We start from the raw sequence: 13,223 nt of genomic DNA on the forward strand, positions 1-13,223 counted from the left end.
CCGCGTGGTCCCGTAGCACGAGCCACCCTACAAGAATTCTGACGAGAAGCGGCCATGAGCGAAGAGATCCTCATCAACATCACCCCGATGGAATCCCGCGTGGCGGTCGTGGAGAACGGTGTCCTGCAGGAGGTGCATGTCGAGCGCACCCAGCGGCGTGGCATCGTCGGCAACATCTACAAGGGCAAGGTGGTGCGGGTCCTGCCCGGCATGCAGGCCGCGTTCGTCGACATCGGGCTGGAGCGGGCGGCCTTCATTCATGCCTCGGAGATTTCCCTGCGTGAAGGCTCGGCCGTCGAGACCATCAGCGCGCTGGTGCACGAAGGGCAGGCCCTGGTGGTGCAAGTCACCAAGGACCCCATCGGCAGCAAGGGCGCCCGGCTGACCACGCAACTGTCCATCCCGTCGCGCTACCTGGTGTACATGCCGCGCAGCAGCCACGTCGGCATCTCTCTGAAGATCGAGGACGAGGCCGAGCGCGACCGGCTCAAGCAGGTGGTCACCGACTGCATGGCCCGCGAGGACATGAAGAACGCCGGTGGCTTCATCCTGCGCACGGCCGCCGAAGGGGCGCGTGCCGAAGACATCCTCCAGGACATCCGTTACCTGCGCCGGCTCTGGGAGCAGATCGGTCAGCAGATCAAGACCTGCGGCGCGCCGACCGAAATCTACGAGGACCTGGGCCTGGCCCTGCGTACCCTGCGTGACCTGGTCAACGCCAAGATCGAGAAGATCCGCATCGATTCGCGCGAGACGTTCCAGAAGACCACCCAGTTCGTCGAAGAGCTGATGCCGGAAATCGCCAACCGCCTGGAGCACTATCCCGGCGAGCGGCCGATCTTCGACCTCTACGGCGTCGAGGACGAGATCCAGCGGGCGTTGGAGCGCAAGGTGCCGCTCAAGTCCGGTGGCTACCTGGTGGTGGACCCGGCCGAGGCGATGACCACCATCGACGTCAACACCGGCGCCTTCGTCGGCCATCGCAACCTCGAGGAGACCATCTTCAAGACCAACCTGGAGGCCGCCACCGCCATCGCTCGGCAACTGCGGCTGCGCAACATCGGCGGGATCATCATCATCGACTTCATCGACATGGAGACCGAGGACCACCAGCGCCAGGTGCTGCGCACGCTGGAGAAACAGCTCGAGCGCGATCATGCCAAGACCAACATCATCGGCATCACCGAACTGGGGCTGGTGCAGATGACCCGCAAGCGCACCCGCGAAAGCCTCGAACAGGTGCTGTGCGAACCCTGTCTGGCCTGCGCCGGACGTGGCAAGCTGAAGACGCCGGAAACCGTGTGTTACGAAATCTTCCGCGAGATCCTGCGCGAAGCCCGCGCCTACCAGGCCGAGGGCTACCGAGTGCTGGCCAACCAGAAAGTGGTCGACCGCCTGCTGGACGAGGAATCGGGCAATGTCGCTGAACTGGAGGCGTTCATCGGCCGAACCATTCGCTTTCAGGTCGAGTCCATGTATTCGCAGGAACAATACGACGTGGTGCTGCTCTGAGACGTCCTGGCACCGCCCTCCCTCCCTGTGAACCGAGCACGAGCGCTCGGCACGCGGAAGGCCGCCGGACGACTCGGGTGGCATCGTCTTGGTGGGCCTGCTTCGCTATGTCCTGGCCATGGAGCGTCTGATGCGTCCTCTCGCTGCGCTGACTCGCTGGGGCCTGTCCCTGTGCGCACTGCTCATCGTGCTGGTCGCCGTCTACGCGAGCCTGGGCCGCGCCTTGGTCCCGCTGGTGGCCGAATACCGCAACCTGGTCGAAGTCAAGGCGCGCCAGGCCTTGGGCGTACCGGTGCGCATCGGTGCGCTGGAAGGGCAGTGGCAAGGTCTGGCGCCTGTGCTGACGCTGCGCGACGTGCAGGTGGGCGAGGGCGAGCGCGCCTTGCACCTGGACCAGGCCCGCGTAGTGCCGGGGCTCTGGGCCAGCGTGCTGGCCCGCGAGCCGCGGTTGTCGCGGCTTCAGCTGCAGGGCCTGCACCTGGGGCTGCGCGAAGACGCCAAGGGACACTGGTCGGCCGACGGCCTGCCGTCCCAGGACGAGGCGCCCAGCGACCCTGGGCAGATGCTGCAGCGCCTGCGCCAGCTGGGCCGTGTCGACGTGCTCGACAGTCAGCTGGTACTGCGCCCTTGGCAGCATGACCCGATGACGCTGTCCTACGTCAACCTGGGCCTGCAGGCCGCCGCGCCGAACCAGCGCCTGGACGTGCAGGCCAACCTGCCCGATGGGCATCCGCTGAGCGTGAGTCTGCGTGCCCAGATCGACCCGGACGCCTGGCGTGACGCGTCCTTCAAGGCCTACGCGCACCTGCCGCAAGCCGACTGGGCACGCTGGCTGCCGAGCCGTCTGCTGGGCGACTGGCGGGCCAGCACACTGCAGGCCGGGGGGGAGGCGTGGGTCGACTGGCGACAAGGCCGCCTGCACGGCGCCACGGTGAAACTGGCGGCGCCACGCCTTACTGGCGCCCATGCTCGGCAGGCCCTGGTGACGGTGCAGGACGTGGCAGTATCAGCCTGGGTCGATCGGCGCGATGAAGGGCTACGCCTGACGATCGACGCCTTGAACGCGACCGTGGGCAAGACGCCGCTGTCGTCGCGCCTGCTGGTGCGTCAGCAGACCGGTCGGCAGCCGGCCGACGAGACGTGGCTGGTCGACGTCGACACGCTGCCGCTCACCCCGCTCACGCCCTTGATCGATGCCCTGGCACCGCTGCCGGACGCGGCCAGGGCCGCGGTTGATGCCTTGCAGGTCACCGGTACTCTGCACAACGTGAAGGTGCAGGTGCGGCCCAAGGCCGAGGGCAACCAGCGCCTGAGCTTCGCCGCCAACCTCGAGCGGGTCGGCTTCGACGCCTACCACGGCGCGCCCGCGGCGGGCAATGTCAGCGGCAGCGTGCAGGGCGACCTGGGGCAGGGTGAGCTGCGGCTCGACAGCGACGACTTCATGCTGCACCTGGACCCGATCTTCGCCAAGCCGTGGCACTACCCAAAGGCCAACGCGCGCCTGACCTGGCAGCTCGATGCGCAGCGCTTCACCCTGGCGGCGCCCTACATCAAGGTACTGGGCGACGAGGGCCGCATCGCCGCGGACTTCCTCATCCGCCTGCACCTGGACGATCACCGCGAAGACTACATGGACCTGCGCGTCGGCCTCACCGACGGCGATGGTCGCTACACCGCCAAATACCTGCCCCAGGTGCTCAGCCCGGCGCTGGACAAGTGGTTGCGCAGCGCCATCGTCAAGGGCGCCGTCGACGAGGGCTATTTCCAGTACCAGGGCTCGCTCAGCCATGCGGCGCCGGCCCATTCGCGCAGCATCAGCCTGTTCTTCAAGGTGCACGATGCGACCCTGGACTTCCAGCCCGGCTGGCCTCAGGTACAGCAGGTGGATGGCCAGGTGTTCATCGAGAATTCCAGCGTGCGGGTCAAGGCGCGCCGCGGCAAACTGCTCGACACGCGGGTCAGCGATGTCAGCGTGGACATTCCGCCGGTCGAAGACGGGCAGCACAGTTACCTGAACCTGGATGGCACCTTCGACGGCAGCCTGGGCGATGGGTTGAAGATTCTCCAGGAAGCGCCCATCGGCACCGGCGAGATCTTCGCCGGCTGGGAGGGGCAAGGGCCGTTGAAGGGGCGTGTACGGCTCGGCATTCCGCTCGGGGGTGAGCAATCGCCGAAGGTCAAGGTCGACTTCCAGACCGCCGAGGCACGGCTGATGGTGGCGTCTCCACGCCTGGAGCTGAGTCGACTGGGCGGGGACTTTACCTTCGACCTGAGCAAAGGCTTGAGCGGCACCGGCATTCGCTTGCGCGCCTTCGACCGCCCCGTCACCGCCCGTATCACGGCCGAAGGCGCACCTGGCCGCTTGCAGACCCGCATCGATGCGCAAGGGCAGGTGGCGCTGACTGCATTGACCGACTGGCTGGCGTTCAAGCAACCGTTACCGGTGTCGGGCGAGATTCCCTATCGCCTGCGCCTCGACCTGGGCGCGCGCAATCAGCTGGCGGTGAACTCGAACCTCAAGGGCGTGACCATCGACCTGCCGGCGCCGTTCGGCAAGGCCGCCAGCACGGCGCGCGAGGGTACCTTCGGCATGAGTCTGGACGGCGCCGAGCGACGTATCGATGCGCGCTATGCCGAGTTGGCCACGCTGGCCTATGCAGCCCCTGCCGAGCGCTTGCTGGCGGGACGTGGCGAGCTGCGCCTGGGCGGCGCCGAGGCCTTGTTGCCGGTCGAACAGGGCTTGCGCGTCGCCGGGCGCCTGGACACGCTGGACGTGCAGGCCTGGCAGAAGGCGCTGGAACGTGCGGGCCCCCTGGCCTCGTCCGGCGCTGGCACTGGCACCGGCGGCTCGAGCACCAGCGGCCTGCAGCAATGGCTGCAGTCGGTCCACCTGAGCATCGGGCGCCTGACGGCCTTCGGCTTCGACCTGAACCAGGCGGTCGTTCGCCTGGCGCGGCTGTCGGGCCACTGGGACCTGCGCCTGGACAGCCGTGAAGTGATCGGCGATGCCCGATTGCCGGACGCCAAGCAGGCGCCGATGGTGGTGCGGCTGCAGACCTTGCGCCTTCCTGCCGGCGACGAGGCCCAGGACCGGGCCGAGGACGTGCCCGATCCGTTGGCCAGCTTCGATCCGCGTCAGGCGCCGATGCTCGACCTGAGCATCGACAAGCTCTACCGCGGTGACGAATTCTACGGGCGCTGGGCCATGCAGCTGCGACCGACGGCCAAGGGCGTGAACGTGAACGCCATCGACCTCGACCTCAAAGGGTTGCGCCTCGAGGGGAACGCCGCCTGGGAAGGCACCCCTGGCGCCACCAGCAGCTGGTACAAAGGCCGCCTGCACGGGCGCGACCTGGGCGCGGTGCTCAAGGCCTGGGGCTTCGCGCCGACCGTGACCAGTCGTTCGTTCCGCGTGGATGTCGACGGCCGCTGGCCGGGCTCGCCGGCCTGGATCGCCTTGAAGCGCTTTTCGGGCAGCCTCGACGCCTCGCTGCGCGACGGCCAGTTCGTGGAGATCGAAGGCGGAGCGCAGGCCCTGCGGGTCTTCGGCCTGCTCAACTTCAACGCCATCAATCGACGGCTGCGCCTGGACTTTTCCGACCTGCTGGGCAAGGGCCTGGCCTACGACCGGGTCAAGGGCCTGCTGATGGCCAGCGAGGGCGTCTACGTGACGCGAGAGCCCATCCGCGTCACCAGCCCCTCGAGCAATCTCGACCTCGATGGCACGCTGGACCTGGCCCGCGAGCGCGTCGTCGCCAACCTGCGCGTGAGTCTGCCGGTCACCGACAACCTACCCCTGGCCGCGATCCTGGTGGGCGCGCCCGTGGTCGGGGGCGCCCTGTTCCTGGTCGACCAGCTGATCGGTGACAAGGTCTCGCGCTTCGCCAGTGTGAATTATCACGTCGTCGGTCCCTTGAAAGCGCCTAGAATCACCTTTGTGAAGCCCTTTCAAAGGTCACGCAAGGAGCATTGATGAAGGCAGCGGTGATCCAGATGGTCAGTCAGGACGACGTGCGCGCCAACTTGGTGCGGGCACGTGTCCTGCTCGAACAGGCCGCCGAGGGCGGCGCGCGGCTGGCGGTACTGCCCGAGCACTTCGCGGCCATGGGCTGCCCGGACGCCGCCGGCCTGGCGCGCGCGGAGGCCCGGGGAGAAGGGCCGATCCTGCCGTGGTTGAAACGCACGGCCCGCGACCTCAGGTTATGGATCGTGGCCGGCACCGTGCCGCTGCCGCCGCTCGATCGTCCCGAGGCCAAGCCGCGCGCCTGTTCGCTGCTGGTCGACGCCGAGGGGGAGATCGTGGCACGGTATGACAAGCTGCACCTGTTCGATGTCGACGTGGCCGATCATCGAGGCCGCTACCGCGAGTCGGACGACTATGCCCATGGCCTGGACGTGGTGGTGGCTGACACGCCCGTCGGGCGCCTGGGCTTGAGCGTGTGCTATGACCTGCGCTTCCCGGAACTGTACAGCGCCTTGCGCGTCGCTGGCGCAGAGCTGATCAGTGCACCGTCGGCCTTCACCGCCGTGACCGGCGCCGCGCACTGGGACGTAGTGATCCGGGCACGGGCCATCGAGACCCAGTGCTACCTGCTGGCAGCGGCCCAGGGTGGCCTCCACCCAGGCCCGAGGGAAACCTTCGGCCACGCGGCGATCGTTGATGCCTGGGGACGTGTGATCGCGCACCAGGCGCAGGGCGAAGCCGTGCTGATCGCCACGCGCGACAGCCAAGAACAGGCGTCCATCCGGGCGCGCATGCCGGTGCTGGCGCACCGACGCTTTTCCTCGCGGGACGCCTGGCGGCCCGCGCCTATTTCGGAGTGAATATGAGCCAGATGTTAACCACCGTCAGCGAGCAATTGCTGACCCCGGGCGGTCTGACCCTGGACAGCCTGCAGGCGGTGCTGGGCGAGTTGGCCAGCCCTGGCATCGATGCTGCCGACCTGTACTTCCAGGGGCAGATATCGGAGACCTGGGCCCTGGAAGACGGCATCGTCAAGGAAGGCAGCTTCAACCTCGACCAAGGGGTCGGCGTGCGTGCCCAGTCTGGCGAAAAGACCGGGTTCGCCTACAGCAATGCCATCAACCTCGAAGCCCTGACATCCGCGGCCCGCGCCGCGCGCTCGATCTCCCGCGCGGGCCAGAACGGCCGGGTCCAGGCTTTCCGCAGTCAGGAAGTGGCCGCGCTGTATGCGCCGGACAATCCGCTGGACGTGTTCAGCCGCGCCGAAAAGGTCGAGCTGCTCAAACGGGTCGATGCAGCGACCCGTGCGCTGGACCCTCGGATCCAGCAGGTCAGCGTCAGCATGGCCGGGGTCTGGGAGCGCATCCTGGTGGCGGCAGCCGACGGCAGCCTGGCAGCGGACGTGCGTCCCCTGGTGCGCTTCAACGTCAGCGTGATCGTCGAGCATAACGGCCGTCGTGAACGGGGCGGGCAGGGCGGTGGTGGCCGTACCGACTACCGCTACTTCACCGAAGAACGCGTGATGGGCTACGCCCGCGAGGCCTTGCGCCAGGCTCTGGTCAATCTCGAGGCGATACCGGCACCGGCCGGCACGTTGCCCGTGGTGCTCGGCTCGGGCTGGTCCGGCGTGCTGCTGCACGAAGCGGTCGGGCATGGCCTGGAAGGTGACTTCAACCGCAAGGGCAGCTCGGCCTACAGCGACAAGATCGGTCAGAAGGTGGCGTCCAGCCTGTGCACCATCGTCGATGACGGCACCTTGCCGGATCGGCGCGGCTCACTCAGCGTGGACGACGAAGGCACGCCGACCGAATGCACCACGCTGATCGAGAACGGCATTCTCAAAGGCTACATGCAGGACAAGCTCAACGCCCGATTGATGGGCATGGCGGTCACCGGCAACGGTCGTCGCGAATCCTATGCGCACCTGCCGATGCCACGCATGACCAACACCTACATGCGCGCCGGCGACAGCGACCCGCAAGAGATCATCGCCTCGGTGAAGCGTGGGTTGTACTGCGCCAACCTCGGCGGTGGCCAGGTGGACATCACCAGCGGCAAGTTCGTCTTCTCCACCAGCGAGGCCTACCTGATCGAGGACGGCAGGATCACCACGCCGGTCAAGGGCGCGACGCTGATCGGCAACGGGCCCGAGGCGATGAGCCGGGTCTCGATGGTCGGCAACGACCTGGCGCTCGACAGCGGCGTGGGCACGTGCGGCAAGGATGGGCAGTCGGTGCCGGTGGGCGTCGGTCAGCCGACGCTCAAGCTCGATGCGATCACCGTGGGCGGAACCGGCGCGTGAAGTGCCGTTTCGCGTCCGGGCCTGCCCGTGCCGAGGCACGGGTGGCCAGGCGTGCCGCGTCGATCAGCGCAGGCCGCGCTGGGTTTCGTCGAGGTCGCGGATGTACTTGAAGACCTTGCGCGCCGCCGCGGGCGGCTTGTTGCGGGCCTTCTCGTGCTGCGCGTGGCGGATCAGCGAGCGCAGGTGCTGGCGATCGGTGTCCGGGTACTCGTTGACGAAGCGCTCCAGGTCCTCGTCGTTGCCGTCGACCAAACGGTCGCGCCAGCGCTCCAGGCCGTGGAAACGCTCGTTGTACTCGCGCGTCGAGCTGTCGAGCTGGTCGATCACCGAAGTGATGGCCTCGATGTCCTGGTCGCGCATCAGCTTGCCGACGAACGACATGTGTCGTTTGCGGGCGATGTGCGCGGTGTGCTTGCTGGCCTCGGCCAGCGCCTTGCGCAGCGCATCGGTCAAAGGCAGGCGTGCCAGGGTGTCGGCCTTGAGCGTGGTGAGGCGCTCGCCGAGTTCGACCAGCGCATGCAGCTCGCGCTTGATCTGGGTCTTGCTTTTTTCGCCATCGAAGGCGTCGTCGTATGAATCAACCATGGGGGCCGTCCGCTGAAAAACGCCGCCATGATAACCAGTCGGAGGCAGCTTGTCCGATCCGCTCGGACGAAGACCTCCGCCGAACACAGAATCAGTTGGAGACAACCATGAGCGCAGTCCAGAGCATAGGTCCGCAGGACCTGCCGGCCTTGCAGGAACAAGTCGAGCAGATCATCGACGAAGCCCGCCGCCAGGGCGCCAGTGCCTGCGAGGTGGCCGTTTCGCTGGAGCAGGGCCTGTCCACCACGGTGCGCCAGCGCGAGGTCGAGACGGTCGAATTCAACCGCGACCAGGGGTTCGGTATCACGCTCTATGTGGGCCAGCGCAAGGGCTCGGCCAGCACGTCGGCCAGCGGAGCGGAGGCCATTCGCGAAACGGTCGCGGCCGCCCTGGCGATCGCCCAGCACACCTCCGAGGACGAATGCTCGGGGCTGGCCGACGCGGCACTGATGGCGCGCGAGCTGCCAGACCTCGATCTCTACCATGCCTGGGACGTCTCGCCAGAGCGCGCCATCGAGCTGGCCCTGGAATGTGAAGCGGCCGCCTTCGACGCCGATTCACGGATCAGCAACGCCGACGGCACCAGCTTCAACACGCACCAGGGCTGCCGTGTCTATGGCAACAGCCATGGCTTCGTCGGTGGCTACGCCTCGACGCGTCACAGCCTGAGCTGCGTGATGATCGCCGAGGGCGAGGGTCAGATGCAGCGTGACTACTGGTACGACGTCAATCGTCAGGGCGCGTTGCTGGCCGACCCGCGCAGCATCGGCCAGCGGGCCGCGCAACGTGCCGCCAGTCGCTTGGGCGCGCGTCCGGTGCCCACCTGCGAAGTGCCGGTGCTGTTCTCGGCCGAACTGGCCGGGGGGCTGTTCGGCAGTTTCCTCTCGGCGATCTCCGGCGGCAACCTGTACCGCAAGTCGTCCTTCCTCGAGGGCGCCCTGGGACAACGCTTGTTCCCCAGCTGGCTGACCCTGGACGAGCGTCCTCACTTGCCACGCGCCTTGGCCAGCGCCGCCTTCGATGGCGATGGCCTGGCCACCTATGCCAAGCCGTTCGTCGAGAACGGCGAGCTGGTGTCCTACGTGCTGGGGACCTACTCCGGGCGCAAGCTGGGCCTGCCGAGCACCGCCAACTCAGGCGGTGTGCACAACCTTTTCGTCACCCATGGCAATCAGGACCAGGCCGCGCTGATCCGGCAGATGGGGCGGGGGTTGCTGGTCACCGAACTGATGGGGCACGGCCTGAACATGGTGACGGGCGACTATTCCCGCGGCGCGGCAGGCTACTGGGTGGAAAACGGCGAGATCCAGTTCGCGGTGCAGGAAGTCACCATCGCCGGCAACATGAAGGACATGTTCGACAAGATCGTCGCCATCGGCAACGATGTCGAAACCCGCAGCAACATCCATACCGGTTCGGTGCTGATCGAACGCATGACCGTGGCGGGCAGTTAAGCCAGGCCAGATCACCCTGGCATTCGGGACTCGATTTTAATCGTGCTCCAGGGCGGCTTCTGCCGCCTATCGCGGGCAAGCCCGCTCCCACAGGAGGGCGACCCTTACGTCGATGTTTGTCTGGAACCAGGACCTGTGGGAACTGGCTTGCCAGCGATACAGCGCTCGGTCGGGCGCCGCCTGCATCACGGGCACGCCCCACAAAAGGGCGGCCCTTACACCGCTGTCTGTCTGGAATCGGGACCTGTGGGAGCTGGCTTGCCAGCGATGGCATTCGACGCCGACTGTGAGGACAGGGAGGCATGCACGCCTTTTACTTGAAGTGATTCCACTTATCACTTAATAATGAATATCATTACCCAAATGACTGGCGATGATGTTCATGAAGACCGCCCTCCACGAATTGCCCCACCTGGAAAACTGGCGCTGGCTCAGCCGCCGCATCCGATGCGCACTCGAACCCGATGAGCCACGCGTGATCGACCATTACCTGGCCGAAGGGCGCTACCTGGTGTGCTGCACCGACACCTCGCCCTGGACGGTGGCCCTGACCTCGTTCCGCCTGCTGCTCGATACGGCCTGCGACCGCATGCTGCCCTGGCACTGGCGCTGCATCTGCCTGGACCAGGCCTGGCGGCCGCTGTTGCAGCTGCGCACCCTCGATCGACGCGAACACAACGACCGCTGGCAGCCCTACGCCACGCAACTGGCCACCTGCGTGCTGCTGCCTTCGATTTCCTCCGACGAACTGATGCAAGGACATGACGATGAGTGATACCCGTATCGAACGCGACAGCATGGGCGAACTGCAGGTGCCTGCGCAGGCCCTGTACGGTGCCCAGACCCAGCGTGCGGTCGATAACTTCCCGATCAGCGGTCAGCGCATGCCGGCCCGGTTCATTCGTGCCCTGTTGCTGGCCAAGTCGGCAGCCGCCAAGACCAACGTCGAGCTGGAGCAGATCAGCGCAGGGCAAGGCCAGGCCATCGTCAAGGCCGTGGAGCAATTGCTAGCGGGCGACTTCCTCCAGCATTTCCCGGTGGATGTCTTCCAGACCGGTTCCGGCACCAGTTCGAACATGAACGCCAACGAAGTCATCGCGACCCTGGCGACGCGGCTCCTGGGCGAGCCGGTCAATGCCAACGACCATGTCAACTGCGGGCAGAGCAGCAACGACATCATCCCAACGACCCTTCATGTCAGTGCTGCACTGGGTCTTCACGAACACCTGCTGCCTGCGCTGCATCACCTGATCGAAACCCTCGACAGCAAGGCGGCCCAGGTGCATGCCCACGTCAAGACGGGACGCACCCACCTCATGGACGCCATGCCGGTACGCATGCGCCAGGTGCTCGGTGGCTGGTCGGCACAGGTCCAGGGCGCGGTGGCCCATCTGGAGGCCACGTTGCCGAGCCTTCAGGCGCTGGCTCAAGGCGGCACTGCCGTCGGCACGGGCATCAACGCGCATCCGCGGTTCAGCGCAGGCTTCGCCCGCCAGCTCAGCGACCTGACTCAGGTGGACTTCGCCCCAGGCGACAACCTGTTTGCCTTGATCGGTTCACAGGACACCGCCGTGGCCGTGTCCGGGCAACTCAAGACCACCGCCGTCGCGCTGATGAAGATCGCCAACGATTTGCGCTGGATGAACTCCGGGCCCTTGGCCGGCCTGGGCGAGATCGAGCTGGAAGCCCTGCAGCCCGGCTCGTCGATCATGCCCGGCAAGGTCAACCCGGTGATCCCGGAGGCCACGGCCATGGTCGCCGCGCAGGTGATCGGCAACGACGCGACCATCGCCGTGGCGGGGCAGTCGGGCAACTTCGAGCTGAACGTGATGCTGCCGGTGATCGCGCGCAACCTGCTGGAGAGCATCGAGTTGCTGGCCAATGCCAGCCGCTTGCTGGCCGACAAGGCCATCGCCAGCTTCAAGGTCAACGAAGGCAAGCTCAAGGAAGCGTTGTCGCGCAATCCCATCCTGGTGACTGCGCTGAATCCGATCATCGGTTACCTGAAGGCTGCCGAGATCGCCAAGACCGCCTACAAGCAGGGCCGGCCGATCATCGAGGTGGCCCTCGAGCACACCGACCTGTCCCGTGAACAGCTCGACACCTTGCTCGACCCTGAAAAGCTCACGGCCGGTGGCCTCTGACCGACGCGCACGGGCAGTACTGCTGTACCGACCGTCTGCTCGGCCGACTCAGGCGACAAACGAGCGCACTCACCGGGTCACCTGCTGTCGGACGTTTATAACCCCACCACATGGAATCCATTGTCATGTCCCATAGCTTGCCTAAACTGGCCTACGCCTACGATGCCCTGGAACCGCACATCGATGCGCAGACCATGGAAATCCACCACACCAAGCACCACCAGACCTACATCAACAACCTCAATGCTGCCATCGATGGCACCGAGTACGCCGAATGGCCGCTCGACAAGCTGCTGGCTTCGGTCAAACAGCTGCCCGAGAAGCTGCAGGGCCCGGTGATCAACCAGGGGGGCGGACACGCCAACCACACCCTGTTCTGGACCGTGATGTCACCGCAAGGCGGGGGGCAGCCGCAGGGCAAGGTGGCCGAGGCCATCGAGGCGCAGTTGGGTGGTTTCGACGCGTTCAAGGAAGCCTTCACCAAGGCAGCCCTGAGCCGCTTCGGCAGCGGCTGGGCCTGGCTGAGCGTCACGCCCGACAAGAAGCTGGTGGTTGAAAGCAGCGGTAACCAGGACAGCCCGCTGATGCACGGCAACATCCCCATCCTCGGGCTGGACGTCTGGGAGCATGCGTACTACCTCAAGTACCAGAACCGTCGTCCCGAGTACATCGGCGCCTTCTACAACGTGGTCGATTGGGCCGAGGTGGAACGTCGCTACGCCGAAGCCGTGAAGTGAGTCGCTGACCATGCGCCCCGGAGCGATGTCGACCAGTGGTGTGCGGCAGTTCAGGTTCGTGTTGGGTACCGTGTTGCTGCTGGCCGGCACCGTGCTTCTGATGGCGCGTGGTATCGCCTGGGTAGGCCTTTGACCCTTCCGAGGCGTTAAGGGGCCTCGAGGGTGGCCTCACGCACCCTCGAGAATGCCCAGGTGACACGTCTTTTCGCAAGCAGACCCCGCGGCTGGAGCCCGGGAGCAGGCGTTACTCGCCTTCGTCGAAGCGGTTCTCGATCAACGCCACCACCGCGTCCATGGCCTCGTGTTCCTGATCACCCTCGGTGTACAGGTGAACCTGAGTGCCCTTGCCGGCGGCCAGCATCATCACGGCCATGATGCTCTTGCCATCGACCAGAGCGTCTGCTGCACGTCCGATCTTCACCTGGCAGGGAAAACGGCCGGCCACGCCGACGAACTTGGCGGCCGCGCGAGCATGCAGGCCCAACTTGTTGATGATGGTGATTTCGCGGGCGGGCATCGTAGGGT

At 66.2% G+C, this 13,223-nt stretch carries 10 protein-coding genes; 8 read left to right on the forward strand and 2 right to left on the reverse strand.

Going from position 1 to position 13,223, the window contains the following annotated elements:
- Positions 1 to 54: 54 nt before the first annotated feature.
- The 4 genes from rng (at position 55) to tldD (ending at position 7,778) form a co-directional block, all read left to right on the forward strand.
- Positions 55 to 1,512: a ribonuclease G gene (gene rng, locus G7007_RS03660; RefSeq protein ID WP_060394854.1), complete on the forward strand. Its 1,458-nt coding sequence runs from the start codon at positions 55 to 57 to the stop codon at positions 1,510 to 1,512.
- 118 nt (positions 1,513 to 1,630) lie between these two features.
- Entirely contained in the window at positions 1,631 to 5,485 is a 3,855-nt protein-coding gene (locus G7007_RS03665) for a YhdP family protein (RefSeq protein ID WP_181099307.1), read from the forward strand.
- A complete protein-coding gene (locus G7007_RS03670) occupies positions 5,485 to 6,336 on the forward strand; it encodes a carbon-nitrogen hydrolase family protein (RefSeq protein ID WP_181099074.1) in 852 nt (283 codons plus the stop codon). Before G7007_RS03665 ends, G7007_RS03670 begins: the two co-directional genes overlap by 1 nt.
- A 2-nt stretch (positions 6,337 to 6,338) precedes the next feature.
- Entirely contained in the window at positions 6,339 to 7,778 is a 1,440-nt protein-coding gene (tldD, locus tag G7007_RS03675) for a metalloprotease TldD (protein WP_181099075.1), read from the forward strand.
- A gap of 63 nt (positions 7,779 to 7,841) precedes the next feature.
- Here the strand turns inward: tldD and yjgA are convergent, their stop codons facing one another.
- Positions 7,842 to 8,363, reverse strand: a complete 522-nt coding sequence (gene yjgA / locus G7007_RS03680) for a ribosome biogenesis factor YjgA (protein WP_060394851.1) — start codon at positions 8,361 to 8,363, stop codon at positions 7,842 to 7,844.
- 107 nt (positions 8,364 to 8,470) lie between these two features.
- On the opposite strand from yjgA, the gene pmbA reads away from it, so the two are divergent.
- The 4 genes from pmbA (at position 8,471) to G7007_RS03700 (ending at position 12,698) form a co-directional block, all read left to right on the forward strand.
- Entirely contained in the window at positions 8,471 to 9,817 is a 1,347-nt protein-coding gene (pmbA, locus tag G7007_RS03685; RefSeq protein WP_181099076.1) for a metalloprotease PmbA, read from the forward strand.
- Positions 9,818 to 10,190: 373 nt separating this feature from the next.
- A complete protein-coding gene (locus tag G7007_RS03690; protein WP_181099077.1) occupies positions 10,191 to 10,592 on the forward strand; it encodes a FagA protein in 402 nt (133 codons plus the stop codon).
- Positions 10,585 to 11,961 (forward strand): class II fumarate hydratase, encoded by a 1,377-nt coding sequence (locus G7007_RS03695; protein ID WP_181099078.1) that lies wholly within the window; start codon positions 10,585 to 10,587, stop codon positions 11,959 to 11,961. The genes G7007_RS03690 and G7007_RS03695 overlap by 8 nt, the downstream gene beginning before the upstream one ends.
- A gap of 125 nt (positions 11,962 to 12,086) precedes the next feature.
- Positions 12,087 to 12,698 carry a superoxide dismutase gene (locus G7007_RS03700; RefSeq protein WP_181099079.1) on the forward strand — a complete coding sequence of 204 codons (612 nt, stop codon included), beginning with the start codon at positions 12,087 to 12,089 and terminating at the stop codon, positions 12,696 to 12,698.
- Between the two features lie 244 nt (positions 12,699 to 12,942).
- Here G7007_RS03700 and G7007_RS03705 read toward each other — a convergent pair whose 3' ends face one another.
- Positions 12,943 to 13,215: an HPr family phosphocarrier protein gene (locus G7007_RS03705; protein WP_181099080.1), complete on the reverse strand. Its 273-nt coding sequence runs from the start codon at positions 13,213 to 13,215 to the stop codon at positions 12,943 to 12,945.
- Positions 13,216 to 13,223 lie beyond the last annotated feature (8 nt).

It is taken from the genome of Pseudomonas entomophila (genome assembly GCF_013523125.1).
GTDB classification, from domain to species: Bacteria; Pseudomonadota; Gammaproteobacteria; order Pseudomonadales; family Pseudomonadaceae; genus Aquipseudomonas; species Aquipseudomonas entomophila_B.